Genomic DNA, 23,350 nt, shown 5'->3' with positions numbered 1-23,350 from the left:
ATTCCCGCTCGAAAAATCAGAAGTCGACGCTGGCGCGCAGCACCACTTCTCGCGGTTCCCCTATCGCTACGCGCAAATTGTTGCCGCTGGAAGGGTAATAGGTTTTGTCGAACAGGTTCTTCACGTTCAATTGCCATTTCACCCGATACCTCTGTACCGGCATGGTGTAAGCGGCGAAGGCGTCGGCAACGGTGTAGTTATCGAGAGTGAAACTGTTGGCGGTGTCGCCTGGACGGCGGCCCACATAACGCGCCCCTGCGCCAATACGTACGTTGTCCCCGCTGTAAAGCCCTGGGGACCCCAGATCCTGCGTCAGGAACAGCGAGGCGGTATGACGTGCCACGTTGGTCATCTCCTTGCCCTTGTTGTCCGGATCGTCCACCACCCGTGCATCGGTATAAGCATAAGAACCGATCATGCTTAACGAATCGGTGATATTGCCGGCAACATCCAGCTCCACGCCCTGCGAGCGTACGCGCCCGGCGGTTCGGGTGACGGTTTCGCCATCCACCAGTTCGCTGACCATCACGTTGCGTTTGGTGATGTCGAACAACGCCAGGGTCCCGGTGACGCCATTGGGCAGTTCAACCTTGCTGCCCACTTCCCAGGCCTTGCCCTGTTCCGGCGGCAGCGAGCCAATCTGGCTGGCAATGGAGGAGTTTGGCTTGAACGACTCGGTGTAGCTGCTGTACAGCGACACATATGGCGTCAGTTTGTAGACCACCCCAAGGCGCGGCACCAGCTTGCTGTCGGAGCTGTCGGTATTGGTGACAAATGGCCGCCCTTTACCGGCAAAAACGTCAAAGGCGTCATAGCGCAGCCCGCCCATCACCAACCATTTATCGGTCAGTTGAACAGAATCCTGCACAAACCAGCCGTAGCTGGTGAGATTTTCGCGCTGATCGCTGTCTTTGGCGCTGACGGCATTAGAGGTCGGCATCAGGCCATACACCGGGTTATAGATATCGAAATCGCTGTTCTTTTTGCCGCGGATCATGTCGCCGCGGTAGGTGCGGTTATCTTCAAAATCAAACCCGAACAGCATCTGGTGGTTGATACTGCCCCAGTCAACGTCGCCGTTGAGCGTCAGTTGCACCGCATTGGCATGGCTGACGGCATGGGCGGTGGAGTCGGCCTGGCGCGTCAGTTTGCCGTTTTCAGGATCCAAAGCCAGCGCACGCGCCTGATTATCGCTGTAGCTGTTGCGGCTGTAGGCGTAGGTCAGAGAGCTTTTCCAGCTTTCATTCAACACCTGATCAACCTGCAGGGTGACGCTGTCCTGATCGCCACGCGTGGCGTTATAACTTTCGTCAAAGCGACGGTCGCGCGGCGTATTCACAGGTTTGCCGGTACGCGAATCAATAATGGTGCCACGATCGAAGGGCACTAAATATTCCATATGTTCGTAGGCGACGCGTACCGTGGTGCTCTCACCAAACCACATCAGCGACGGTGCAATCACCGTTTGGCGGTTACGGCCAAAGTTGCGCCAGTACTCGGTTTCATCGTGGTCGACAATCATCCGATAGGCGAACCCGGAGGTGCCAAGCGGCCCGGTGACGTCCAACTGGCCGCCGCCGCCCTTGAAGCTGCTGCCCCAGCCTTCCACGTGGGTATGCTGCTGCAACTGCGGCTTTTTGGTGATCATGTTGATCATCCCGCCGGGTTCACCCATGCCGTAAAGCATCGAAGCCGGGCCTTTCAGCACCTCAACCCGTTCGGTGGTCGGGGTAAAGTTGCGGGCCTGAACCGAACGCACGCCGTCACGCAGAATGGAGCCGTCGCGGTTATCGCCAAAACCACGCTTCATCACCGCGTCCTGGGTGCCACCCAGGGTGTTCGCCTGGGTAATGCCGCTGACGTTATTTAGCGCTTCATCGAGGTTGCTGACCGCCTGATCGATAATCACCTGCTGCGGCACCACGTCGATAGCCTGCGGCACGTTCAGCAGGCTGGTCTCGGTTCGGGTGCCGGTCACGCTGGTCAGCGGCTGGTAACTTTGCACGCCCTTCGCCGACGCCTGGCCGACCACCACCAGGGTTTCCCCTTTTTCTTTTTCGGCGGTTTTGTCGGCGCCGATCGCCGGTACAGCCGCACAGGCCGCCAGAGGCAGTGCGCACCACCAGCCACGCTGGGTATTATTCATTATGTAACTGACTCCAATAGGTCCCTGAAAAAGGTAACGGCAAAAATTGTTGATAGAGCTGTTTGAAGGTCTGTTGCGGGTTGATGTCTGCAAACAGATCCGGGTAAAACGCTTTGGCGAACATTTCGACCGCCACGACGTGGTACGGGCTGAGATAGAAGTTGTGCCAGATACTCCAGGCCTGACGGTCTTTTACCGCTTTCAGGTTGGCGAGCATCGGCTGTTTTTGCATGATCTGACGGAAGCTCTCATCCGCTTCCTGCTGGGTAACCAGCGGTCCCAGACGCAAATCGGAAAAGCGCTTGCCCTGTGGGCCGGCCATGCCGGTGGCAATGTAAATATCAGGATTGGCGGTCAGAATGGTTTCCGGGTTCAGCTCGCCGTAAACCCCTTTGATGCTGGCGCTGGCGATGTTGTCGCCGCCGGCGAAGGCCAGCAGATCGCCGAGGTTGCCATGAGCCGCGGTGGTGCAGCAGGTTTCACGCCGCCCGAGGTGCAGATGCAGCATGACCTTGGGCTTTGGCCCCTGGTAGCCGGCCAGGCGCTGCTGGATCACCGCCATATGCTGCTGGTAGAAGTCGATAAACTGCTCAGCACGCTGCTGACGGTTGAGCACCTCGCCCAACAGTCGAACGCTGGGTACGGTGTTATGCAGCAAGTCGACCCGTAAATCGACGTAGATCACTGCAATACCTGCCTTACTCAGCGCCGTTAGCAGCAAGTCACTGTCGCCCTCCTCCTTCGCATAGCGGGCAAGGATCACCAGATCCGGTTTCAACCGGATCAGATTTTCAATGTTAACCTGGCGGAAGTTGCCCTTGCTGATAGAGGGTATGGCTTTGATTTGAGGAAATTTCTGCGTATAGAGCTGCCAGCTCTGCGCATCGAAACGCGCCATGTCTTCCGGCCAACCGACGATACGCTGGGCCGGATTGCCCGGCTCCAGCAACGCCAGGGTATACAGCATGCGGCTCTCGCCCAGCACGATACGCTGCGGGTTATCCGGCACCTCGACCTGGCGGCCGGTGATATCGGTGACCCTTTTCGCCTGAGCACTAAAACCGCCAAGCAGCATGGAAAACAGCAGTAACATGAGGGAATTGCGCATAAGTGGGCCGGATCAACAAAATATGTGCGCATGATAATCACTCTCATTAGCACTTTCAATCACAACGCTTGACGGGACGGTTAAATCCGCTGAATCACGCTCTTTCGGCGCGGATACGCGAAAAATCGCTGTAAATGCCGTTTTATAAAGTTAAAAAATCGGTCGATAATCCAGTAAAAGGCCAGTCAGATTGCAGGTAATTCAGGAGGTACCGAAATGACCCAAAGTATTATTCCACTGGCGGAGTGCCCACAGTTCAGCGACGTTTGCGCCGCATGGGCGTTTGGTCAATGGGGTTCGCAACGCGGCGGTTCACTGGAACGCACGCGCCAACGCTTTGCCCAGTGCGCCCAGCCGAGCGAAGATTACACCACTCTGCTGGTGATTGAGGACGAACGCCCGCTGGGCATGGCCAGCCTGTGGCCGAGCGACGATCATCATCGGATGGACCTTTCTCCCTGGCTGGCCGGCGTATTCGTCCACCCGGATCACCGTCGCCAGGGTATTGCACAGCGGCTGGAGGCGGCCATCGTGTTGTTGGCACGCCAGCGCAATCACCCCGTATTGCACCTGATCACCGATAAATCCGAGGCGCTGTATGCGGGTTGGGGCTGGCAGACCATCGAACGCCGACGGCAATATGATGGCGAAGTGGTGGTGATGGAAAAAAGGCTTGGCTAACGCGGCGTGCAGATGTAAACCAACGCCGGCGGGAAGTTGCGCACGACCCGCAGCCGCTTCCAGTGAAAATAACGGGACAGCAGCTTTTCCGACAGGTGACTGTACTGGAACAGCACCAGGGTGCCGTTGCGCGCGAGCAAACGCTGCTGGGCCTGCTGCAAAATACGAATGCTGATTTTTAGCGGGATCGACAGCAACGGCAGGCAAGAGAACACCACGTCATAATCGCCGGCCATCTCTTCAGCCGAACGATCCATTACCTGCAGGCGGCGATCGTCGATTTTCCGTAGCTGATGGATAAAATGAGATTGGATTTCAAAGGCCTCGAGCGAAGCATCTGCGCGCATCCGGCCTAATATCCGCTTGGTCAGCACGCCATCCGCCGCGCCCAGTTCGGCGATCGACAGCGCCCCGGTCCATTCAACCTGATTCAACATCGCCTGACACAGCCAGGGAGAAGAAGGCGCCAGCGTGCCAATGGTGCGCGGCGAAGCCATAAACTGTTGGAGGTAGGAGAAGTGGTTTTTCAGTTGCAGCCGTGTCGCGTTTAACATTGGGGCCTCCTTCGGTTGAGTAGCCACCAATCTGACCCCAATTTCTTAAGTATTCATTAACATGTTTCCTAAAACCGCCGACGCAGTTGTAATAAAATGCAACCGACACAGAAAAAAAAGGGTGCGGAAATCATCGTCGGGTAATCAAGTCATTACATTACCGGTCAGATTATTATCCACACCCGCTTATTTTATCGGCCAGCTATTGCCCTGGCCGAATTTATTTACTGTAACCGATTAACGGTATATTTCCGCATTACCGCGCCAGTTGCTGGAATCCCCCGGGGTGTCCAGCCCGATAATACGAATGCTGCTGGCGCCATCCGCCTGAGCTTTTTCTTTCAGTGCGTGAACCGCATCGCCCGGAGAACCGCTAATGCCGGAAACCGACACTACACCAAGGCTTTGCATACCGCTGGCCTGCTCTGTATTGATCTGTTTTACCGATGACAGCGGCGCTGCAAAGGAAGAGAATGAAGCGGCTGCCAAAAGAACTGCTGCGATGCCAGGTAATAGTTTCATAATGAACTCCAGATGTTTTTGTTTATTTCTCGTATCAGTGGAGTTAATTATCTACCAGGCAATGAAAGCGGACGTAATCCAATGTAAAGAACATCAATCATTGTGATGAAAATAAGGAGGAAGTACGTGCAGGTATGTCTTTGGCAGGACAACGCGGGTCTATGCAGCCACTCTACCCCTGACAGATGACAATTAAAAGTCCGTTTGGCCAAGGGATATAAAAACCGGCCCTTTTAAGATTCTTCTCCCCGTACCCGCGACTGAACTACGCTATTTCTGAAGGTTATCATTATGGAAGGACTCCCTATGTCGCAAACCTTACTGCGTGTTCGTGATGGTCATGGTGCTTCGGTTTCGTTTTCGGAACTGCTGTTCGACCTGATTTACGTTTTTGCCGTTACCCAACTTTCCCACTACCTGCTGCACCATCTGACGCTGACCGGCGCGGTGGAAACGCTGCTGCTGTGGTTCGCCGTTTGGCTGGCCTGGCAATACACCGCCTGGGTCACCAACTGGTTTAATCCCGATACCCGTCCTATCCGTATCCTGCTGTTTGGCATCATGCTGTTGGGGCTGTTCGCTTCTTCTGCTCTGCCGCAGGCCTTTGGCGAACGCGGGCTGACGTTTGCGCTGTTTTACGTGGCGATCCAGGTGGGCCGATCGTGCGTGGTGCTGAACCTGCTGCCCGCCGGCCATCCACTGAAACAAAACTTCCGCCGCATTCTTGGCTGGATGTGTATTTCAGCGGTGTTCTGGATCCTTGGCGGGCTGGCGGAAGGTCATAACCGACTGTTGCTGTGGGCCCTGGCAGTATTGTGCGAATACGTTTCGCCGATGTTCGGTTTCCGCTTGCCGGTGCTGGGTCGCTCCGACAGCAGCAGCGAATGGACTATCGAAGGCCATCATCTGGCGGAACGCTGCCAGCTATTCGTGATCGTGGCGTTGGGGGAAACCATTCTGATTACCGGTTCGACCCTTAGCGAAATGGAGTCCTGGAGCGCACCGGTGCTGATTGCCTCACTGGTGGCGTTTCTCGGCAGCCTGGCGATGTGGTGGGTCTATTTCGATACCAGCAGCAAAGCCGGCAGCCATGCTATCAGTCAGGCAGAAAACCCCGGCCAACTGGGCGCCAACTTCCATTACGTACACGTGGTGCTGGTTGGCGCGATCATCGTCTGCGCCGTTGCCAATGAACTGGTGATCGCCCACCCTGACGGCCATATCGACAATGTGACGGCAGCAGTGCTGCTGCTGGGCCCGGCGATTTATCTGCTCGCCAATGCGCTTTACAAACGACTGGTGTATCGCCGTTTCCCGCTTTCGCACCTGGTGGGATTGATCGCTTTGGCGGTATTGACACCGATAGCTTACCTCACCGATTTACTGATGGTGAATGGCCTGACCACGCTGATTATGGTTGCCGTCGCGGTGTGGGAGAGTATTTCACGCGGCAGAACGCCGCAGGCCAGCGACGTTCACTGATAAAGTAGAAAACAGGGGACGCGTTCACTGAAGCGCAATTAGGGCGGCGGTCCCCTGTTTCGCTATTACTTCAGCGGTTGCGGTAGCGTCATTACCCACAGCTCGCTGAGCGATTCCGGTTTCTCCAGCGGTTGCAGCTCAATGCGGGTGGATACCGCTTTACCGTCCAGGCTCAGGCTACCCTGCTTATCCAACTGATAATCGCCAATTTTCTTGGCCTTGGGCAGGGCGTCCACCAGCTTGGCCTGCAGGCCAAAATCGTTATCGTTAATCACTGCCAGGGTACGATCGTCAATTAGCGACAGACCCTCCACCTTCTCCTGCTGCCAGCCCAATTTACGCAAATCCACCACTTCACGTTTCTGCGCCAGCTTCACGCCGCGCTTGGCGAGATCCTTGGCATCGTCAAACTCCAGCGCCTTGCCTTTGCCGTCGAAGGCCGTCAGATCGCTCGCCTGGCTGAGATCGACCAGATAGATCTTGTTGATCATCTGCTTGTCTTTATCACTGCCCTGCTCAACTAACAGGATGTGTTGGTTGTCCACCGCCACGATGTCACCCACCTTGGCGTCTTTGGCCTTTTTATAGCTGTCGATATCGATCGGATAGCCGTACATGGCCGTTTGGCCGCTGGCCGGATCAAAACTGACCAAGCGAGTAAATTGGGCCTTGTTTTTACTCTTACCGTCTACGTCGAGCGTACTCTGCACCGCAGCCAGAATGCGGCCGTCCGGCAAACGGGTGATCCCTTCGAAGCCCCGGTTCGGCTGACGCCACTTGATGATGTTCGGCAATCCGCCGGCGACCGCTTGCTCTCCCTGTTCAGGGGTCGGGCCGTATTTGGCGAGGATCTTGCCCTGGTTATCGATGTGGATCAGGAAAGGACCATATTCATCACACAGCCAGTAACCACCTTTACCGTCCGGCGTGATGCCTTCGGTATCCAGCCCGCGTCGATCGCTCTCCAACGTTTTCAGCGTGTCGCTCAGCGCCACTTCGTTGGTTGTACCGATCAACCCCGCCGGCAGAGGCAATCCGCTGATCGGCCCCTGCTGATCGTGCAGCGGGCGCAAGTTGCTGGCGACCGCCTTGCCGTCGCCAACGCGAATATCCATCAACAGCGGCACAAACTTCGGATTAGCGAAGATTTTCGCTTCCTGTTCGCCCACCGCAGGCGCGTCAGCATTCGGGCCGCGATCGGTCAAAGTCGTTAACAGCAAGTCCTTACCCTCGCGCCCATTGAAGACCAGGCCCGAGCCAATGCCCACCGGCAGCCCCTGAGGGAAATTCTTGGCGAACGCTCCCTGATAACTCACATGCTCCCCGCCGGGAAAGCTGACCACATAACGCGCCACTTCAACGTCGGTGGCAGCATAGGAAAACAGGGGAAACAACGAACTGATTAACAGCGAAACCGGTTTTATTTTCATGGTGTTGGCTCAGAGTTAAGGGGGAAGTTTGCAGCCTGTTAATGTATTAACCCATCATGACATTTTGATGACGGGAGCATCTAATGCCATGAATTGAAGCAACAATTAAGCATGGCAAATAGGAATTAACAATTAACGAGAACAAATCGAATGGAATAATCATATGAAAAAATGAATTTAACCGTGGCTATTTCTCACTGGAAATACTTATATCGATAAAGCATAGGGTAAATTCTTATAATAGTGCTAAAAAAACCGCCAAACAGGCTGCGAACCTTAAAATATAAGCGTATTCGCATAGACAAAATTAATCTCCGGGGATTTAATAACCTCGGTTACTCAAGGTGCATTAAGAAATTACTGATAGAAACCTGCATTTATTTAAAAAGGTGTTCTATAGTTTTTAGTGCTAACGCCCGTTAGTATTTTCCGTGGGATGGAATCTATGTCAAAGCGACTTTTTGCCGAATTTTTTGGCACATTTTGGTTAGTGTTCGGTGGTTGTGGTAGCGCAGTATTAGCAGCAGCATTTCCACAACTGGGTATTGGTTTTCTTGGTGTCGCACTCGCATTTGGTCTTACTGTGGTCACCATGGCTTATGCCGTTGGTCATATTTCTGGCGGGCACTTTAACCCGGCCATTACCGTGGGATTGTTTGCCGGTGGCCGCTTCGCCGCCAAAGACGTTATTCCTTACGTGATTGCTCAAGTGATTGGCGGGATTGCCGCAGCGGCGGTGTTGTACCTGATCGGCAGCGGTAAGGCAGGCTTTGATCCTACCGGCGGCGGCTTTGCTTCCAACGGTTATGGTGAACACTCACCGGGCGGTTATTCTCTGCAATCCGCCATCGTCATTGAATTGGTGTTGACCGCATTCTTCCTGATCGTTATTCATGGCGTGACCGATAAGCGTGCACCGGCAGGATTTGCTCCGCTGGCCATTGGTTTGACATTAACCCTGATTCACCTGATCAGTATTCCGGTAACCAATACTTCCGTTAACCCAGCGCGCAGTACCGGCGTGGCAATATTCCAGGGAACCTGGGCATTGCAACAGCTTTGGGTATTCTGGCTGGTACCGTTAGTCGGCGGTGTTATTGGCGGCCTGATTTATCGCTGCCTGCTGGAAGACAAGAAGTAATTTATACCCGTTCTTGTTCTGTCAGGGCAGCCGCTATATCCCAGGGTTTTCCGATTATTGCCGATTACGCGGCAATCGAAAAACCAAAGGGTATATTGGCTGCCCTGAAGTTATTTAGCCTCTGGCCGCTTCAAACATCATGATGTCGCTGGTGAATGAGCCGTCCGGCTGGATGGCAAAATGCTGCAGCACCTCTTCAGAAACCCCCTGTTGCAACGCTCGTATCGCGGTAACGAAATGCTCCGGCGTACGCATGCGTGCGACCCAACTGCTGAATTCCAGATATAATCTGTCAGACGTCACCTGCCGTACCAGCAGCCCTGATTCGGTCAGCAGGCTCAGCCATTCGCCCGGTGCATAATTGCGGACATGCGAAGTGTCACGCAGCACCTCAACGGTTTGCAAATAGATATCCAGCAGCGGATGCCCCGGTGAGACTACATCCATAAAGATGGCTCTGCCACCCGGTTTGAGCACCCGACGCACTTCACGCAGCGCCTGGCCGACATCGTGCCAATGGTGGGCCGAATAACGGCTAATCACCAGATCAAAGCTGGCCTCTTCAAACGGCAGGGATTCCGCCACGCCCTGCTGCACCTGAATATTATTGATACCTTTGTCTACCGCGGCCTGGCTCACGACCGCCAGCATTTGCGCCGACAAATCATAGGCCACTACCTGCGCCACTTTCGCTGCGGCGGTAAAGCTGGCATGCCCGGCTCCGCACCCCAGATCCAGCAGCCTGGCATCGGGATAAGGTTCCAGCAACTGAGCCAGTCGCTGCAGATCCTTCCCCTGTGCATGCACTGCGCTGGTGAGATAGGCGTTGGCCTGCTCGCCAAACTGACGGTCGACCGCATTCTTATGGCTGTTGCTGTTGCTCATATGTGCTTCCTTTTTGTCGGGCTTGCGCCGGTGCCGGATGGCTTTTTTATTACTATAATCAGCTTAATATACGGGTACAATATGAGCAGTTATCCTAGTATAAACAGGTACCAGCCTATGCAAACTGAAGCCTTGTCCGGCCCCAAAGCCCTCGGCGCATTTCTGCGTGCACACCGTGAGCGCATCACGCCGGAAATGCTGGGTTTACCCACCGCTCCCCGCCGTCGCACCAGTGGACTGCGCCGTGAAGAGCTGGCGCAAATCAGCGGTATCAGCGCCACCTGGTATACCTGGATCGAGCAAGGCCGCGAGGTCTCCATCTCGCCGCATACGCTGGCGCGTATTGCCAAAGCACTGCGGTTAGGGCATGCCGAGCGCCACTACCTGTTTACCCTGGCGCGAGTCGCCGATCCCGAACAGGAACAGCCTCACGAAGCCGACAACAGCGCGGTGCTGCAAAGCGTTAACCAGGTGACGGTGCCTTGCTACCTGCTGGATATCACCTGGAATATGCTCGCCTGGAACCCGGCGGCGGAAAGCCTGTTCTGTGGCTGGCTGGACCAAACCGCTGCGCCCAATCTGCTGCACTTTATGTTTTTCCATCCCTTGGCCAAAGCGCTGGTCAGCGACTGGGAGGACCGGGCACGACGCGTGGTCGCCGAGTTTCGCGCCGAAACCAGCCATCATCAAAATACCGAAGAGATGCGCGCTTTCGTACGCAACATGACGCACAACAGCGAGGCCTTCCATCACTGGTGGAAACAGCATGATGTGCTGGCGCGCGAAGGGGGAGAACGAGCTTTTACTCATGGGCAACAAGGCGAGCTGCGCTATCGGCAACTGACGTTTAATCCGGTGGAAAACGGCGGGCTGAAACTGGTGATGCTGATCCCTCTGACGTAACGGGTAACAAATTCATAAACAGGTTTACCTGCCATTTATTTATTGGTTCATCTAAACGCGCTAGGGTGACAGCTACCGATGAGATCTCTCATCCAGTACCGTTATTCATCTCCTTGAGGTAATCCTATGCAATCCGAAGAACAACGTCTTATCGATGGTCTGTTTGGCCGCTTGAAAGAAGCCGAGACCAAGACGGGCCAGAGGGATCTTCAGGCAGAGCAGCAAATCAATCAGCACATCCGCGAACAGCCTTCCGCACCTTATTACATGGCGCAGGCGATGATCATTCAGGAAGCGGCGCTGAAACAACTCGACCAGCGGGTGAAGGATCTGGAAAGCCAGATTGCCCAGCAACAGCAAAATAACGCCAATCAACAAAGCAGCGGCGGCTTCCTGGCCGGGCTGTTTGGCGGCGGTAACCGTACCGCGCCAAGCCCGCGCGAACAGTATCAGGCGCAACAGCAGAATAACGCGGCATGGAACAACCAGCCTCAGACGAGCTATGCCCAGCAGCAACCCGCCTACAACAATCCACCGCCACAGGCGGCGCCTTCACGTGCCGGCGGGTTCCTCGGTGGGGCATTGCAGACCGCTGCCGGCGTGGCGGGCGGTGTGGTGCTGGCTGACATGTTGACCGGCATGTTCCGCCATTCACAACCTCAGGAAATTGTTAATATTATCGATGAGACGCCGACAACGCCGGTGGATGACAGCGCGATGAATAATTTCGACGCGTCCAATAATCTCGATACCTTTAACAACGGTGGAGATAGCCGCTTCCTCAACCAAGACAACGGCTTCCAGAACGCGGATTATCAAAACGACGATAACACCGACTTCTCCGATGACGACTACAGCGACGACGATTCGTTTATCTGATCCCTTCCCCCTCTTCCCGGAGAGGGGTTTTCTGTTTCCTCATTCCCCACGTCTGGTCTACAGTTAAACCTGCCCAATCACAGCAGGTTACGTGAACCATGTCGAAAATGAACCCTACCGATCCCTATACCAGCCCCCGCCTGTTGATGCGCCCCCCGGTAGCCGATGATTTGGCCCGGTTTTACGCCATTTTTGGCGATCCCGACACCCAACGCTTTAACCCCGCAGGCCCCATCACCACGGAACAACGGGCGCGGCTGGCGCTGACGGAACGGATCGAATGCTGGGAGCAACACGGTTATGGTTCCTGGGCAATTGCGCTACGTGAACGGCCGGAGTGGATTATCGGCTTTGGCGGGCTGTCTTGGCGGCCGCTAGGGGCACAGCGCACGGTGAATTTGGGCTATCGTTTTGATACGCAGGTCTGGGGCAGTGGCCTGGCCACGGAGTTGGCGCTAGCCTCGCTGGGGTATGGTTTCAAACACCTGCAGTTGGCAGAGATTTCCGCCCTTGTGCGCGAAAAAAATCTGGCCTCATGCCGCGTGCTGGAAAAAGCGGGGTTAAGTCTGGTCGATACTCTGGATGACGTGCCCGGCGATACGCCAAGCCTGGTTTACAGCATCATGCGCAGCGAATATCAAGGCTGCTGAACCGGCGGTTCGTCATTGATCCTTGCCAGCGCCCGACGGTAGGACTTCACCTTTTGGCGCTTCTTCAACCAGGTGGTGGTTGAGACAATAAAAATCAGCCCGGACATGGTCAGCACGCCGATCGGATGGCCGTAAAACACCATAAGGGCGAAATAAATGGCGGAAACGATCGCCACCCATTTTGCCGTATTTCCCACCGCATTCTTTTCCTGACTTAAACGGCGGATGTACTCTTCTTCGCTGATCCCCATACGCACTCCTTTTGGCTGAACGTTCCATTATATGGGGCCAGAATGATGATAATTCAATCGATTAAAGGGTAAAGAAGCGTAAAGCTCAGCGAGATTTCCCACGACGATGGCGCAGATAACGCCCCGGCAAAGCCTCTCCAGGTAACGCCGTGCCGGCATTGCGGCCAAACAACCTATAGCGGTTGCTCGCCACTGCATTGTAAAACCCATCCGCCAGCCGCTGCGGCAAAAAGCGCGCCAGCGCCAACAGGCGAAATGGCCAGCCAAGCTGACGCAACGCCTGAAAAAACGCCGCCGAACGCAGCCAATGTCGGTCCGGTTCAAGATAGACGATGGAGTCAAAACGGTCGGTGGGCAAAGCCAGCCAATTCAGGATTGCCTGCCCTTCTGCGGATTGCACCGTGGCCAACAGGATCTTGCCCTGCCGATCTGCACGGATCAAAAATCTCACCAGCCCGTGACACAAATTACACTCGCCATCGAATAGCAGCACCCGGTCACCGGGCTGGAGATAAGGGGGAAGTATTGACGGATTCATCCTGCCTCCTGAGGTGATTCACCCCAGACTAACGCGCATTCCCCTTCAGAACCAGCAAGGCCGCTTACGGCGCTGGGGACGCAGGTGGCGTATCCGGCAATGCCACTACCGAGATTCGTACTTCGTAATGCTTGGCGTTACCGGCGGGGATCACCGAAGTCAGCTTATTGATGGTTTCAGTAGGATTATCGCTGGCGGAGGTCGCACAGAACAGCTCACCGCCGTGGCAGAAGCCCGGTTTAGGCATATGCCCACCAGGGAAAGGAGGTAAGCGGAACTGCTGTTCTGCAGGGGGGACGTTTTTTTCTACCGGAGCCGGAGCTGAAAGTGCGCTAACGCTGAACAGCGTCACGGCAGCCAGCACAGGAAGCGTCAGTACTTTGATTGCATTTTTCATGTTGTCGATCTCATTTGCCGGGATTGGGCCTAACCTACCCCGCCCCCGGCCGATGAGAAAGCCGCTTTTCACGACCTTTGCATCCCGATGATCTTTACTTACATCCCACCGCTAACGTGATGAAAGCTTAAGGATTGTGTAAAGGTCGTTCGGCTTTTCTTTCTATTTTGATGACTTGCCTTTGGTCAGCGTGCTGTAGCTGGTCATCAGGTTGCGGTAATCGGGAATGTGGTTGGAGAACAAGGCCCCCAAGCCTTCAATATCATTGCGCCAGTCGCGGTGCAGCTCACAGGCCACGCCGAACCAGGTCATCAGCTGCGCGCCTTCGGCTTCCATACGGCTCCAGGCCGATTGACGCGTCAATTCGTTGAAAGTGCCAGAGGCGTCGGTGACCACGAAAACCTCGAAACCTTCGCTCAGGGCTGACAACGCCGGGAAGGCAACGCACACTTCGGTCACCACGCCGGCAATAATCAGCTGCTTACGGCCAGTGGCTTTTACTGCTTTGACGAAATCGTCGTTGTCCCAGGCATTAATCTGTCCAGGGCGTGGAATAAAGGGCGCATCGGGGAATTGAGCTTTTAGCTCGGGGACCAGCGGGCCGTTGGGGCCGTCTTCGAAGCTGGTGGTCAGAATGGTCGGCAGGTTGAAATACTTCGCTAAATCACCCAGTGCCAGTACGTTGTTTTTAAAACGATCGGGATCGATATCGCGTACCAGTGAAAGCAGCCCTGCCTGATGATCCACCAGCAAAACGGCCGCCTGGTCCTTATCGAGGCGTTTGTAATTTGCAGTCATGGTTTACTCCTTTGGGGTTGATTGATGCAGCTAAAGGTTGCCCTTGACCGACAGGCCAAAGCGCAGAGGTTACTTAAGTGTAGAACCGGATCCGGAGGTGTTTCTCCGGATCGGTTCTGAGGGCGTGCTGAGGGTTTAGACGGCGTCGTGTTTTGCCGCCATGCTGCCGAACTTGCCCCCGTTGAAGTCACGGAAAGCCTGCTGAATTTCCGCGTCGCTGTTCATCACAAACGGACCATAACCGACGATAGGCTCGTCGATCGGCTCGCCGCTCAGAACCAGCAGGCTGACATCGTTATTGGCTTCGAGGGTGATTGAATCTCCCGCACGGTCAAACCTGACCATTTGGGTTTCGCGCACCACTTCTTCGCCGTTAACATGAATAGCGCCATGCAATATGACCAGCGCCAACGTATGCCCTTCTTCCACCGTCAACGTGGTGGTATGACCGGCGTTCAGCTTCATGTCCCACACATTGAGCGGGCTGAAGGTACGTGCCGGCCCCGCATGACCACCGAAGTTACCGGCAATCACCCGAACCTGACCTGCGCCATCCGCCAGTGGAACGACCGGAATATCCACATTCAGCAGCGTCTGGTAACCCGGCTCAGCCATTTTGTCCTTGGCCGGCAGATTCACCCACAGCTGGACCATTTCCATGGTGCCGCCGTTGCGCGAGAAATCCCGTGAGTGGAACTCTTCGTGCAAAATACCCGAGGCGGCGGTCATCCACTGCACGTCACCGGGACCAATCACCCCGCCGCTGCCGGTGGAATCACGGTGCTCTACTTCGCCCTGGTAGACGATGGTCACCGTTTCAAATCCGCGATGCGGGTGCTGACCCACGCCACGGGTGCCGGAGGCAGAGCGGAACTTGGTTGGCGCAGCATGATCCAACAGCAGGAACGGGCTCATTTCTGCCCCCAAATCGTTATAGGAGAACAGCGAATTCACCAGGAAACCGTTGCCGACCCAGTGGGCTTCAGGGCTGTTGTAAATACCGAGGATCTTTTTCATCTTGAACTCCTGTTTCAGGTCTCACGACCTTAAGTTGATGTCAGAAGTTTAATCCTGTCGCGTTTGCCGCAGTAGTAGGCAAGATGTACACTCAGTGTTCTAGATATGGAACGATGATAAGGACGGCGATGTTCACCGATTTGAACGATCTGTTTTATTTCGCCAGCGTGGTCGACCATCAGGGATTCGCCCCCGCAGGCCGTGCGCTGGGTATCCCCAAGTCCAAACTGAGTCGACGCGTGGCGTTGCTGGAAGAACGCCTGGGCGTGCGCCTGATCCAACGCTCGACGCGACGGTTTTCCGTCACCGACGTCGGCCAGAATTACTATGCGCACTGTAAGGCAATGCTGGTGGAAGCCGATGCGGCGCAGCAGGCTATCGAGCAAACCCGCGCCGAACCTTGCGGCACGGTGCGCATGACCTGCCCGGTGGCCATTCTGCATACCCGGGTCGGCAGCATGGTCGCGGCCTTTATGGCCGATTACCCGAAAGTCACGGTGCATCTGGAAGCCACTAACCGCCGGGTGGACGTGGTAGGTGAAGGCTTGGATCTGGCCATACGCGTGCGGCCACCGCCGCTGGAAGACAGCGATCTGGTGCTGAAAATTTTGGCGCAGCGCACCTGGTGCATCGCCGCCAGCCCGGCGCTGGTGCGAACCCTCGGCCCGGTGGAACGGCCCGAGGAATTGCATAAATACCCCACACTGGATCTTGGCCCGGCACGCGCACAGCACCTGTGGCAGTTGACCGGACCACAGGGTGAGAAAATGGAGTGGGAACATCGGCCGAGGTTGGTGACCGACGACATGCTGATGTTGCGGACAGCGGCGATCGCCGGGGCCGGCATCGTGCAGCTGCCGTCGATGATGATGCGCGACGACATGCTACGCGGCGAATTGGTACAACTGCTGCCAGGTTGGCAACCGCAGGGTGGCGTGGTGCATGCGGTGTACCCTTCACGTCGCGGCCTGCTACCGGCGGTGCGGCTGCTGCTCGACTATCTGGCGCAGCAGTTTGCCAGTATCGAAGAGGAGTGATCAGGCGGTAATTTCGATGGCATTACCGTCCGGATCGCGAACGATCGCCTCATAAAAACCATCCCCCGTCCGGCGTGGCGCCGCCAGCAGGATCCCCTCCTGCTGTGCGCGCTGCGCCAGCTGATCGACGCGGCTTTCATCTCCCACCGACAATGCAATATGCGCCCACCCGATGCGTTCATTGGTCTGCTCCAACGGCAGCAGTTCCGGCAGACTCATGATCTCCAGCGTTGGGCCGGCCGCCAGGCTGACAAAACGCGAAACAAACCCCGGGCGGTTTCGGCTAACGTACTGCTCCCCGGCAACGCCGTCAAAATACCGCTGCCAAAACGCCACCTGGGCATCGATATCGCGGGTCCAGAGTGCAACATGGGCTATTTTCATCTCAGTCTCCAATGGGTGAATTGCTGTACAGCACCTTGCCGCCGCTGTGAGTTATCTGCTGTTCGAGCTGCGGATGGCTGCCGGCTGGCGTAACCAGATAATCGACGCGGCTGGCGGGCAGAAAGCTATAAGGGGCATAGGTGTTAAGTTTGTCGCCGGTGCACAGCACCGCCAGGTTACCGGAGCGCGCCAGCAAACGTTTCTTGAACTGGGCATCCTGATAATTCAGCGCCGAAAAACCGCTGCCTGGGTCATAAGCACAAATGCCGACGAAAGCGAGGTCAAAGTAAAAATCGTCGATTTCCTGCACCGCTTTGGCGTCCACACAGCCGCCGACGTCGGCATCCAGTTCGCCGCCGATTAAAATCGTGCGGATCCCCGGCTGTTCCAGCATTTTGCCGGCAATAGTCAACGCGTTAGTGACCACCGTCAGCCGCAGATCGCACGGCAACAGGTCGGCCAGATAAAGGTGGGTACTGCCGGCATCGAGGAAAATAACCTGTCCTTCCTTGATCAACGACAGTGCAGCCAGCGCCAGCGCCTGCTTCTCGTCACCGCTCAATTGCAGCCGTGCGCTGATAGGGCCGGTTGCCGGCGTGGGTGCCAGCGCACCGCCATAAATGCGTTTACACAGGTTTTGTGCCGCCAACTGACGCAGATCGCGCCGAATGGTGGCTTCAGTGGTTTTCAGGCGCTCCGCCATTTCAACCGCCAGCACTCGCCCCTGCTGCTGCAAGGTGGCGAGGATCGCATCATGGCGCTGATTGGGTAACAGTTTGGACATTCGACTTCTCGATGGCGAACAAGTGATCACAAATGTACAGAAACGTTTAAAATCGTACAAATGTTTTTTGCGACGGTGCGAAGGAGTAGCACTCGACTAGACTGAAACTTTACGTCTCAGATAAAGGAATATTGATGACCTCAGCCGTGCTGTATACCTTATTTCCCGCCGCAGCGACCGTCGTTGGCGCCGCCATCGCGCTTTATCGCCGCCCTGGCGATGCCGCCATGCGCATCATTCATCACTTTACCGCTGGCATCGTCTTTGCCGCTGCCGCAACCGAAATTCTGCCCGATCTCAAGCAACAATCACCTTGGGCAGTGCTGCTCGGCGGTGCCGCAGGTGTGCTGATGATGCTGCTGGTCAGGCGCTTGGGAGAACGGGCTCAGGGACCGGCGGGCTTTGTGGCAACCGTCGGCGTGGATATCTTTATCGATGGTCTGGTGCTGGGCATCGCCTTCGCTGCCGGTGCCAAAGCGGGCCTGTTATTGACGCTCGCGCTAACGTTGGAAGTGCTGTTTCTGGGGCTGTCGATCGTGGGCGATTTACGTGATTTTTTCGGCCGGCGGATAAAAGCCATGCTGGCAATTGGCGGTCTGGCTCTGCTGTTGCCAATAGGCGGTCTGTTGGGTGCACCGATTGCCATGCTGGGGGCTTTCTGGTTAACCACGTTTCTGGCCTTCGGCCTGATTGCCTTGCTCTATCTGGTCACGGAGGAGCTGCTGGTTGAGGCGCACGAAGGAGGTAAAGATACCCCGCTCGCCACCGCGATGTTTTTTGTCGGTTTTTTACTGCTGTTGCTGCTGGAAGAGGGGATGGGGTAACACGCAGGAATTTTACGGGGCTATTACCTCCCCCCAGGTGATTTGGCTATACTGAGGCGAGCAAGGTTACCGCAGAACGTAACGGCTTGGGCGCTAAGGGAAAAGGATGCTGTCAAAAATTGCGAAGTGGCTATTTCAATTGCCGGGCAGGCTGTTTGGGGGCATTTTCAGGAGCCGCCTGACGATTTTTATCTTCTTTATGCTGATTGCCGCTGGGGTTTTCAGCGCCAAACGCTATCTGCGAGCCCATCAAAGCGACGATGAGTTTGTCACGACGGCCACCACAGATTACAACCGGGCAATCCAGCGTGAAATGCCGATGCGCGAAGCACGCGAACAGTGCGGCGGCCCGCTGCATGACAACGCCGGGCACCCCTGGCCTCTTTCGGCCGGCTATCTGCATCAGCCGGAAGGCAAAGCCGCCGCCCCACAGCAACAACTGACGCTGGATAATCAAAACAACAATTTTGCGGTGTTGGTCAAACTGGAAACACCGGGCGCGCCACAGCGTTTGGCGGAGGTTTTTATTCCCGCAGCCGGCAGTTTTAATATCAAAACCAACCCAGCCGGGGAATACGTAATGAAAATCAAAAACATCAAAACCGGCTGTAACTTCCGTTCCAAACCCTTCACCCTGAGTCGTCATCAGGATTGGCGGCTGTCGCTGAAGCTGCAAACGGACGGCAGCGTGCAATACCAGCCGATCAGCGACCGCGAGTTTTAATCGCGAGGCTTATTTCTTCACCGGATGATCGCGGCGGAACAATTCCCAGCTTTCGATTTCCTGGCCGTTCGGCAAGGTACAGGTGGAGTACTGGCCGTCAGCATTTTGCTTGGCATTCAGCTTGCCGCCGATCTTGGTGCAATAAACGTCCGCCGGGTTCGCCATGCCAATTGGTTTTACCTGCGGTGGCGGTGGTGCATCGTTAGATTTCATGGTGCAGCCCTGCAATATCGCCATCCCTGCCAACAGGGAGACCATCAGAATTTTTTTCATTTTTTCTCTTACCACTCCCGGTCTATTTCACGCCGCGGATAGCCGGCCCATTTGAAATACGGCGGGGAAAGTTAAAAACGGCGGCAGCCTGAGCCTACCGCCGTTTAAGCTATCAGGAAATAAAGGATGCGCCCTGTTTCAGGACCAAATCACAGGCTTTTTGCTTCACTTTTTCAGTGATTTGCGAAGTACCCAGGCTGTTCAGATCCAGACTCTTGCCTTCGCCGGTTTTCAGCAGGCCACCCAGCCCTTGCTGGTAGTCCTGGCTTTTGGCGTTCTCTGTGCTGGTGATGCCCAGTTTGCTCAGCAACTGGTCTTTCACCGCTTCGGTGCCGTTGGCCGACAGGACGTTATTTTTCACGCAGTACTGCAGGATGCCGGCCGCGTTGGTCATGCTGCTGGAGCTCAGCGCCTTGTCGCCACCGTTCAGTAAACCGGTAAGTGAAGACAGTGAAGTGCCACTGGTGCTGCCACCCGATTTACTCAGTTCACCGGCCGCGCTGCTGAGGGAATCCATCAGTCCGGCAGCCTGAGCGGCGCCGCAGGTCATGGCGGAGGTCAATGTCAGCGCCAGCAGTAAACGATGCTTGGTGTTCATGGGGTAAAGCTCCTGTTTATCTCGCCATCCTTTCAGCATCCCCCTAGCCATTGGCGACGGGAAAAAGCGGATGGGCGAATCGTGTGCAATCAGCGCAATGCGCTGGGTCACATCTTCGGACGCCACCCGCGGCGACAAGTTCCTTTTAGCTGGCAATACGGCGTTTTTTCAGAATTCAGGTAATTTTTTGGGCGAAGAATGTACAGCTCGGGGGCTATGGGCCGCTAAACTGAGCGACCCACCAGGGATCAGAACTGCCAGCGCAGCCAGGCAAAGAACACGTTGCCGTTATTATAGGTACCGGGAATATAAGTGGCCTGGAAGGTCAGGCGCTTATAACCGATAGAAGCCAAAGGCAGCGGGGCCGGGATAGGAATGTAATTCCAGTTATCGCGCGCGGTGACACTGGCGGTGAAGCCCAGACCCAGACGGAAGTCCTTGTCGTCCAGAGGACGCCAGATCTTCTCATAAGCGTAACCGCCAATCGGTTCCCACTTATTGAACGAATCCTTGAATGCCATCAGATAAATGCCGTGCCAGTCACCGTCGCTGTCGTAGCGCGAAATGCCATAACCGGCGCCCCAGGGACGCTCGTTGTACTTATCGATATGCTCGTCGTCGTAAGTCCAGCGGTTATGCCAGGTAATGGCCGGCAGATAGATGTCTTTATTCGGCGAGTTATTCCAGGTTTCCGCCACGTTATTGGTGAAACGCTGCCACAACCCCGGTTTTTCAGCCTGCGTCGCGCTGCCATTTCCTGCACCAACCTCAGCGTAAGAAGGTAGTGCAGGAAATAGCAGCGCCACTGAGCAAGCTAAAATTGTCCGCTTAAAAAACATCATCAAACTCCTGTAAAAAATAAGGCCGGCGATTCTTACCGATCGACCCATCAAGATCAAGCTGTATCTTATTTATCCAACCATTTTCTCCTGCCTCGTTGTCACTTGGTTAAGTTTAGCCGCAGGTAAAGGGAAACGGCCCGGCGGGTCGACTCCGGGCGCTCAGGCTACTGCGCCCCCCCTGCACCGTCTGTCGGAATACTCCGCAATAATGCTGCTCCCAGAGTAAAACCCGGCGGCCCGCCAGCCGGCTACAGAACTTCTTTCCTGCTCTGAGCGTAGCGAAATCTTTACTGCCGCCCCATAAGCAACTGGAATCGCCGTCACGCTTTTCGTGGGTTCTCGCCGCCCATTTTATGGCAATCTCAATCAGCTCAAGGCCCTGTCAGGCGCCATGGCTGTAAATTTGCAGTTACATCACTGCTTTAGAGACCTGCAACGGCAAAAACGAGGGACTTCCCGCCATTATTTTTACCGGCAGGCAAAAGTACCGGTGTTCATCCCGTATGCCATGTTCCGGCCCAAGCCGCCATATTTCACATCTCTATTACATTAGGTGAAAAATACCACCCATCACATCGCCGCGGTTAATCCCACCCACCCCCAATGTAAACCCGAAAATACAATAAGCTACCCTTTCATGCGCCCCACTCAACTTGAACAAGCCGATAGTTTAAATAATTGTTAATGCTAACGAGCACGACCCGGTCAGCAAGGGCTGAACGTTTATTGGATTGCTCAATAACACAACATCGCCAGCAAGTTATTTGCTGCTCTCTGCCTGATAAAAGAAAGATAAAAAATCCGGAGAAACACATGAAAATCACTATCGGGGCATTCATCCTGCAACAGCTCCGCACCCTGAACATCGATCGTATTTATGGCGTACCCGGCGACTATAATCTGGCGCTGCTGGAATTGATCGAACACGACGGCAATATTGAATTTATCGGCAACTGCAACGAGCTGAATGCCTCCTACGCGGCCGACGGCTATGCGCGGTTAAAAGGGGCTGGGGCGCTGATCACCACCTACGGCGTCGGCGACCTTGCTGCGCTGTCCGGCATTGCCGGGGCTTATGCCGAATCCGCACCGGTGATCTGCCTGGCCGGTACCCCGCCGCTGCACGCGATGAAAAACCATGAGCTGTTGCACCACACGCTGGCGGACGGCAACTTTGATAACGTCATGAATTGTTTTAAACAATTCACCGTCGCCCAAGCGTTGATCACGCCAGAAAATGCGGCGGTGGAGATCCCTCGCGTTATTTCCCGCGCCTGGACGGAAAAGAAACCGGTTTATTTACAATTGCCTTCTGATATTTGCGATGTGGAAATTGAAATCACTCAGCCAATCGCCGCGCCGCAATTGCCACCCAGCGACCCATATAATGTCCAACTGGCGGCCATGGCATTACTGGCGCGAATAAAACAGGCGAAGAAACCGATTATTCTGGTCGACCAAATGGTGGATCGCTTTCAACTGCAGCAACTGGTGATTGAGGTCGCACATAAATTTGCCATTCCCCTCACCAATATGCCGACGGCAAAATGCATCATTCCGGAAACCACACCGGGCTGGTTGGGCGGTTACAGCGGCAACCTTTCACGCCCCGAACTCTATGAACACATGGCGCACGCCGACTGCGTGCTGAGCTTCGGCGTTCGTCTGGTGGACTCCACAACCGGCTATTTTTCGCACCGGATCCCGTCTGACGCGCAAATTGATATTCAGCCGTTCTCCGTGAAGCTGGGCACTACCTCTTACCCGGCAGTGGCGACCGCCGACCTGTTACAGACGCTGCTGGCACTGGGTGAAGAGGTAACGGGTCATCAGCCGGCGCCCCTGCCTGAAGCGCGGCATCGGTTGGCAACGCCCAGCGATGCCCCTATCGATCAGGCTTATTTATGGCAACGCATCCAACGCTTTATTCGCGCCGATGACGTAATAGTGGTGGAGAATGGCACCTCGGGCGCGGCGATTGGCGGCATGCGCATGCCGGACGGTGTTCAGGTGGTCAATCAACCGATCTGGGGCTCGATTGGCTATACCCTGCCGGCACTGCTGGGGACCATGATGGCCGCACCGGATCGCCGGCACCTGCTGTTTATCGGCGACGGTTCTTTCCAACTGACCGCTCAGGAAGTTTCCACCCTGCTGCGCTACGATCAGAAGCCGATTATCTTCTTGATTAACAATGAGGGTTACACCATCGAACGTTATATTCTTGGGGAGAACTCGTCGTATAACGATATCGGCCCCTGGGACTACGCCAAACTGCCGGCAGTGCTCAATACCCAGGCGAAGCCGTTCAGCGTGGCGGTAGAAACTACCCACCAGTTGGAATTGGCGCTGGAGCACGCCTCGCGTCAGGATCGGCTGGCCTTTATCGAAGTTAAGGTGCCGATGATGGACACCCCACCGGTGATGAAGGAATTCTGCAACCGCTGCAATAATTTTAACTTCGGCTTGACCAATCCGCGTCGCGCTTAACCCCGACAAGAT

General features: G+C 55.4%; 26 protein-coding genes. 10 read left to right on the top strand and 16 right to left on the bottom strand.

What is annotated here, in order from left to right; genetic code table 11:
• Positions 1–16 precede the first annotated feature (16 nt).
• Positions 17–2,146 carry a TonB-dependent siderophore receptor gene (locus H5P17_RS05195; RefSeq protein WP_182821690.1) on the bottom strand — a complete coding sequence of 710 codons (2,130 nt, stop codon included), beginning with the start codon at positions 2,144–2,146 and terminating at the stop codon, positions 17–19.
• Positions 2,139–3,254, bottom strand: a complete 1,116-nt coding sequence (locus tag H5P17_RS05190; protein ID WP_182821689.1) for an ABC transporter substrate-binding protein — start codon at positions 3,252–3,254, stop codon at positions 2,139–2,141. The genes H5P17_RS05195 and H5P17_RS05190 overlap by 8 nt, the downstream gene beginning before the upstream one ends.
• 216 nt (positions 3,255–3,470) lie before the next feature.
• Here H5P17_RS05190 and H5P17_RS05185 point away from each other — a divergent pair, with 216 nt between their 5' ends.
• Positions 3,471–3,935 (top strand): GNAT family N-acetyltransferase, encoded by a 465-nt coding sequence (locus tag H5P17_RS05185; protein WP_182821687.1) that lies wholly within the window; start codon positions 3,471–3,473, stop codon positions 3,933–3,935.
• Here the strand turns inward: H5P17_RS05185 and H5P17_RS05180 are convergent.
• Together H5P17_RS05180 and H5P17_RS05175 are read right to left on the bottom strand one after the other, a co-directional pair.
• Positions 3,932–4,489: a class I SAM-dependent methyltransferase gene (locus H5P17_RS05180; RefSeq protein WP_182821685.1), complete on the bottom strand. Its 558-nt coding sequence runs from the start codon at positions 4,487–4,489 to the stop codon at positions 3,932–3,934. The two genes, H5P17_RS05185 and H5P17_RS05180, sit on opposite strands and share 4 nt — an antisense overlap.
• 237 nt (positions 4,490–4,726) lie before the next feature.
• Positions 4,727–5,011 carry a DUF1471 domain-containing protein gene (locus H5P17_RS05175; RefSeq protein ID WP_044548577.1) on the bottom strand — a complete coding sequence of 95 codons (285 nt, stop codon included), beginning with the start codon at positions 5,009–5,011 and terminating at the stop codon, positions 4,727–4,729.
• 306 nt (positions 5,012–5,317) lie between these two features.
• On the opposite strand from H5P17_RS05175, the gene H5P17_RS05170 reads away from it, so the two are divergent.
• Positions 5,318–6,493 carry a low temperature requirement protein A gene (locus H5P17_RS05170; protein WP_182821684.1) on the top strand — a complete coding sequence of 392 codons (1,176 nt, stop codon included), beginning with the start codon at positions 5,318–5,320 and terminating at the stop codon, positions 6,491–6,493.
• 65 nt (positions 6,494–6,558) lie between these two features.
• On the opposite strand, the gene H5P17_RS05165 is transcribed toward H5P17_RS05170, so the two are convergent.
• On the bottom strand, positions 6,559–7,923 hold the full coding sequence (locus tag H5P17_RS05165) for an esterase-like activity of phytase family protein (RefSeq protein WP_182821682.1): 1,365 nt from the start codon (positions 7,921–7,923) through the stop codon (positions 6,559–6,561).
• A gap of 445 nt (positions 7,924–8,368) precedes the next feature.
• Here H5P17_RS05165 and aqpZ point away from each other — a divergent pair, with 445 nt between their 5' ends.
• Positions 8,369–9,064, top strand: a complete 696-nt coding sequence (gene aqpZ, locus H5P17_RS05160; protein WP_182821680.1) for an aquaporin Z — start codon at positions 8,369–8,371, stop codon at positions 9,062–9,064.
• Between the two features lie 114 nt (positions 9,065–9,178).
• Here aqpZ and H5P17_RS05155 read toward each other — a convergent pair whose 3' ends face one another.
• Positions 9,179–9,949 carry a class I SAM-dependent methyltransferase gene (locus tag H5P17_RS05155; protein WP_182821678.1) on the bottom strand — a complete coding sequence of 257 codons (771 nt, stop codon included), beginning with the start codon at positions 9,947–9,949 and terminating at the stop codon, positions 9,179–9,181.
• 117 nt (positions 9,950–10,066) lie between these two features.
• Here H5P17_RS05155 and H5P17_RS05150 point away from each other — a divergent pair, with 117 nt between their 5' ends.
• The 3 genes from H5P17_RS05150 to H5P17_RS05140 all read left to right on the top strand — a co-directional run bounded on the left by H5P17_RS05150 (position 10,067) and on the right by H5P17_RS05140 (position 12,381).
• Positions 10,067–10,852: a helix-turn-helix transcriptional regulator gene (locus H5P17_RS05150; protein ID WP_182821677.1), complete on the top strand. Its 786-nt coding sequence runs from the start codon at positions 10,067–10,069 to the stop codon at positions 10,850–10,852.
• Positions 10,853–10,978: 126 nt separating this feature from the next.
• Positions 10,979–11,731, top strand: a complete 753-nt coding sequence (locus tag H5P17_RS05145; RefSeq protein ID WP_182821675.1) for a DUF2076 domain-containing protein — start codon at positions 10,979–10,981, stop codon at positions 11,729–11,731.
• Between the two features lie 98 nt (positions 11,732–11,829).
• Positions 11,830–12,381, top strand: a complete 552-nt coding sequence (locus tag H5P17_RS05140) for a GNAT family N-acetyltransferase (RefSeq protein ID WP_182821673.1) — start codon at positions 11,830–11,832, stop codon at positions 12,379–12,381.
• Here H5P17_RS05140 and H5P17_RS05135 read toward each other — a convergent pair.
• The 5 genes from H5P17_RS05135 to H5P17_RS05115 all read right to left on the bottom strand — a co-directional run bounded on the left by H5P17_RS05135 (position 12,369) and on the right by H5P17_RS05115 (position 15,382).
• Entirely contained in the window at positions 12,369–12,632 is a 264-nt protein-coding gene (locus H5P17_RS05135) for a hypothetical protein (protein ID WP_044548565.1), read from the bottom strand. The genes H5P17_RS05140 and H5P17_RS05135 overlap by 13 nt on opposite strands.
• Before the next feature lie 85 nt (positions 12,633–12,717).
• Positions 12,718–13,170, bottom strand: a complete 453-nt coding sequence (locus H5P17_RS05130; protein WP_182821671.1) for a thiol-disulfide oxidoreductase DCC family protein — start codon at positions 13,168–13,170, stop codon at positions 12,718–12,720.
• Between the two features lie 64 nt (positions 13,171–13,234).
• Positions 13,235–13,567 (bottom strand): hypothetical protein, encoded by a 333-nt coding sequence (locus H5P17_RS05125; RefSeq protein ID WP_020825408.1) that lies wholly within the window; start codon positions 13,565–13,567, stop codon positions 13,235–13,237.
• Between the two features lie 162 nt (positions 13,568–13,729).
• Positions 13,730–14,365 (bottom strand): isochorismate family cysteine hydrolase YcaC, encoded by a 636-nt coding sequence (ycaC, locus tag H5P17_RS05120; RefSeq protein WP_044548560.1) that lies wholly within the window; start codon positions 14,363–14,365, stop codon positions 13,730–13,732.
• A gap of 135 nt (positions 14,366–14,500) precedes the next feature.
• Positions 14,501–15,382: a pirin family protein gene (locus tag H5P17_RS05115; RefSeq protein ID WP_182821669.1), complete on the bottom strand. Its 882-nt coding sequence runs from the start codon at positions 15,380–15,382 to the stop codon at positions 14,501–14,503.
• A 128-nt stretch (positions 15,383–15,510) separates the two neighbouring features.
• Here H5P17_RS05115 and H5P17_RS05110 point away from each other — a divergent pair, with 128 nt between their 5' ends.
• A complete protein-coding gene (locus tag H5P17_RS05110) occupies positions 15,511–16,419 on the top strand; it encodes a LysR family transcriptional regulator (protein WP_044548557.1) in 909 nt (302 codons plus the stop codon).
• Here H5P17_RS05110 and H5P17_RS05105 read toward each other — a convergent pair whose 3' ends face one another.
• Both H5P17_RS05105 and H5P17_RS05100 read right to left on the bottom strand, forming a co-directional pair.
• Positions 16,420–16,803 carry a VOC family protein gene (locus H5P17_RS05105; RefSeq protein WP_044548556.1) on the bottom strand — a complete coding sequence of 128 codons (384 nt, stop codon included), beginning with the start codon at positions 16,801–16,803 and terminating at the stop codon, positions 16,420–16,422. It abuts the gene before it with no gap.
• Between the two features lies 1 nt (position 16,804).
• A complete protein-coding gene (locus H5P17_RS05100) occupies positions 16,805–17,587 on the bottom strand; it encodes a DeoR/GlpR family DNA-binding transcription regulator (RefSeq protein ID WP_182821667.1) in 783 nt (260 codons plus the stop codon).
• Between the two features lie 134 nt (positions 17,588–17,721).
• Between H5P17_RS05100 and H5P17_RS05095 the strand changes: the two genes are divergently transcribed.
• On the top strand, positions 17,722–18,411 hold the full coding sequence (locus tag H5P17_RS05095; protein ID WP_044548553.1) for a ZIP family metal transporter: 690 nt from the start codon (positions 17,722–17,724) through the stop codon (positions 18,409–18,411).
• A 106-nt stretch (positions 18,412–18,517) separates the two neighbouring features.
• Positions 18,518–19,135: a hypothetical protein gene (locus H5P17_RS05090; protein WP_182821665.1), complete on the top strand. Its 618-nt coding sequence runs from the start codon at positions 18,518–18,520 to the stop codon at positions 19,133–19,135.
• Positions 19,136–19,144: 9 nt separating this feature from the next.
• Here H5P17_RS05090 and H5P17_RS05085 read toward each other — a convergent pair whose 3' ends face one another.
• The 3 genes from H5P17_RS05085 to pagP all read right to left on the bottom strand — a co-directional run bounded on the left by H5P17_RS05085 (position 19,145) and on the right by pagP (position 20,848).
• Entirely contained in the window at positions 19,145–19,408 is a 264-nt protein-coding gene (locus H5P17_RS05085; protein ID WP_044548551.1) for a DUF333 domain-containing protein, read from the bottom strand.
• 112 nt (positions 19,409–19,520) lie between these two features.
• A complete protein-coding gene (locus H5P17_RS05080) occupies positions 19,521–20,006 on the bottom strand; it encodes a DUF2501 domain-containing protein (protein WP_020825399.1) in 486 nt (161 codons plus the stop codon).
• A 248-nt stretch (positions 20,007–20,254) separates the two neighbouring features.
• Positions 20,255–20,848, bottom strand: a complete 594-nt coding sequence (pagP, locus tag H5P17_RS05075) for a lipid IV(A) palmitoyltransferase PagP (protein WP_182821663.1) — start codon at positions 20,846–20,848, stop codon at positions 20,255–20,257.
• Positions 20,849–21,661: 813 nt separating this feature from the next.
• Between pagP and H5P17_RS05070 the strand changes: the two genes are divergently transcribed.
• Positions 21,662–23,338, top strand: a complete 1,677-nt coding sequence (locus H5P17_RS05070) for an alpha-keto acid decarboxylase family protein (protein ID WP_182821661.1) — start codon at positions 21,662–21,664, stop codon at positions 23,336–23,338.
• Positions 23,339–23,350: the final 12 nt, after the last annotated feature.

Source organism: Serratia sp. OS31 (assembly GCF_014164835.1).
In the GTDB taxonomy this organism is placed as follows: Bacteria; Pseudomonadota; Gammaproteobacteria; order Enterobacterales; family Enterobacteriaceae; genus Serratia; species Serratia liquefaciens_A.
Note: the sequence above shows the minus strand (reverse complement) of the source record. Positions and strands in the feature narration are given on the sequence as shown.

What these genes read in the sequence shown, in the direction of transcription:
- H5P17_RS05165 (WP_182821682.1), bottom strand. Translation starts at nt 7,923, where the DNA reads ATGAAAATAAAACCGGTTTCGCTGTTAATCAGTTCGTTGTTTCCCCTG.
- H5P17_RS05125 (WP_020825408.1), bottom strand. Translation starts at nt 13,567, where the DNA reads ATGAAAAATGCAATCAAAGTACTGACGCTTCCTGTGCTGGCTGCCGTG.
- H5P17_RS05110 (WP_044548557.1), top strand. Translation starts at nt 15,511, where the DNA reads ATGTTCACCGATTTGAACGATCTGTTTTATTTCGCCAGCGTGGTCGAC.
- H5P17_RS05150 (WP_182821677.1), top strand. Translation starts at nt 10,067, where the DNA reads ATGCAAACTGAAGCCTTGTCCGGCCCCAAAGCCCTCGGCGCATTTCTG.
- H5P17_RS05130 (WP_182821671.1), bottom strand. Translation starts at nt 13,170, where the DNA reads ATGAATCCGTCAATACTTCCCCCTTATCTCCAGCCCGGTGACCGGGTG.
- H5P17_RS05095 (WP_044548553.1), top strand. Translation starts at nt 17,722, where the DNA reads ATGACCTCAGCCGTGCTGTATACCTTATTTCCCGCCGCAGCGACCGTC.
- H5P17_RS05080 (WP_020825399.1), bottom strand. Translation starts at nt 20,006, where the DNA reads ATGAACACCAAGCATCGTTTACTGCTGGCGCTGACATTGACCTCCGCC.
- H5P17_RS05180 (WP_182821685.1), bottom strand. Translation starts at nt 4,489, where the DNA reads ATGTTAAACGCGACACGGCTGCAACTGAAAAACCACTTCTCCTACCTC.
- H5P17_RS05090 (WP_182821665.1), top strand. Translation starts at nt 18,518, where the DNA reads ATGCTGTCAAAAATTGCGAAGTGGCTATTTCAATTGCCGGGCAGGCTG.
- H5P17_RS05195 (WP_182821690.1), bottom strand. Translation starts at nt 2,146, where the DNA reads ATGAATAATACCCAGCGTGGCTGGTGGTGCGCACTGCCTCTGGCGGCC.
- H5P17_RS05115 (WP_182821669.1), bottom strand. Translation starts at nt 15,382, where the DNA reads ATGAAAAAGATCCTCGGTATTTACAACAGCCCTGAAGCCCACTGGGTC.
- H5P17_RS05135 (WP_044548565.1), bottom strand. Translation starts at nt 12,632, where the DNA reads ATGGGGATCAGCGAAGAAGAGTACATCCGCCGTTTAAGTCAGGAAAAG.
- H5P17_RS05070 (WP_182821661.1), top strand. Translation starts at nt 21,662, where the DNA reads ATGAAAATCACTATCGGGGCATTCATCCTGCAACAGCTCCGCACCCTG.
- pagP (WP_182821663.1), bottom strand. Translation starts at nt 20,848, where the DNA reads ATGATGTTTTTTAAGCGGACAATTTTAGCTTGCTCAGTGGCGCTGCTA.
- H5P17_RS05100 (WP_182821667.1), bottom strand. Translation starts at nt 17,587, where the DNA reads ATGTCCAAACTGTTACCCAATCAGCGCCATGATGCGATCCTCGCCACC.
- H5P17_RS05140 (WP_182821673.1), top strand. Translation starts at nt 11,830, where the DNA reads ATGTCGAAAATGAACCCTACCGATCCCTATACCAGCCCCCGCCTGTTG.
- H5P17_RS05190 (WP_182821689.1), bottom strand. Translation starts at nt 3,254, where the DNA reads ATGCGCAATTCCCTCATGTTACTGCTGTTTTCCATGCTGCTTGGCGGT.
- H5P17_RS05105 (WP_044548556.1), bottom strand. Translation starts at nt 16,803, where the DNA reads ATGAAAATAGCCCATGTTGCACTCTGGACCCGCGATATCGATGCCCAG.
- H5P17_RS05175 (WP_044548577.1), bottom strand. Translation starts at nt 5,011, where the DNA reads ATGAAACTATTACCTGGCATCGCAGCAGTTCTTTTGGCAGCCGCTTCA.
- H5P17_RS05155 (WP_182821678.1), bottom strand. Translation starts at nt 9,949, where the DNA reads ATGAGCAACAGCAACAGCCATAAGAATGCGGTCGACCGTCAGTTTGGC.
- H5P17_RS05085 (WP_044548551.1), bottom strand. Translation starts at nt 19,408, where the DNA reads ATGAAAAAAATTCTGATGGTCTCCCTGTTGGCAGGGATGGCGATATTG.
- H5P17_RS05170 (WP_182821684.1), top strand. Translation starts at nt 5,318, where the DNA reads ATGTCGCAAACCTTACTGCGTGTTCGTGATGGTCATGGTGCTTCGGTT.
- H5P17_RS05145 (WP_182821675.1), top strand. Translation starts at nt 10,979, where the DNA reads ATGCAATCCGAAGAACAACGTCTTATCGATGGTCTGTTTGGCCGCTTG.
- aqpZ (WP_182821680.1), top strand. Translation starts at nt 8,369, where the DNA reads ATGTCAAAGCGACTTTTTGCCGAATTTTTTGGCACATTTTGGTTAGTG.
- ycaC (WP_044548560.1), bottom strand. Translation starts at nt 14,365, where the DNA reads ATGACTGCAAATTACAAACGCCTCGATAAGGACCAGGCGGCCGTTTTG.
- H5P17_RS05185 (WP_182821687.1), top strand. Translation starts at nt 3,471, where the DNA reads ATGACCCAAAGTATTATTCCACTGGCGGAGTGCCCACAGTTCAGCGAC.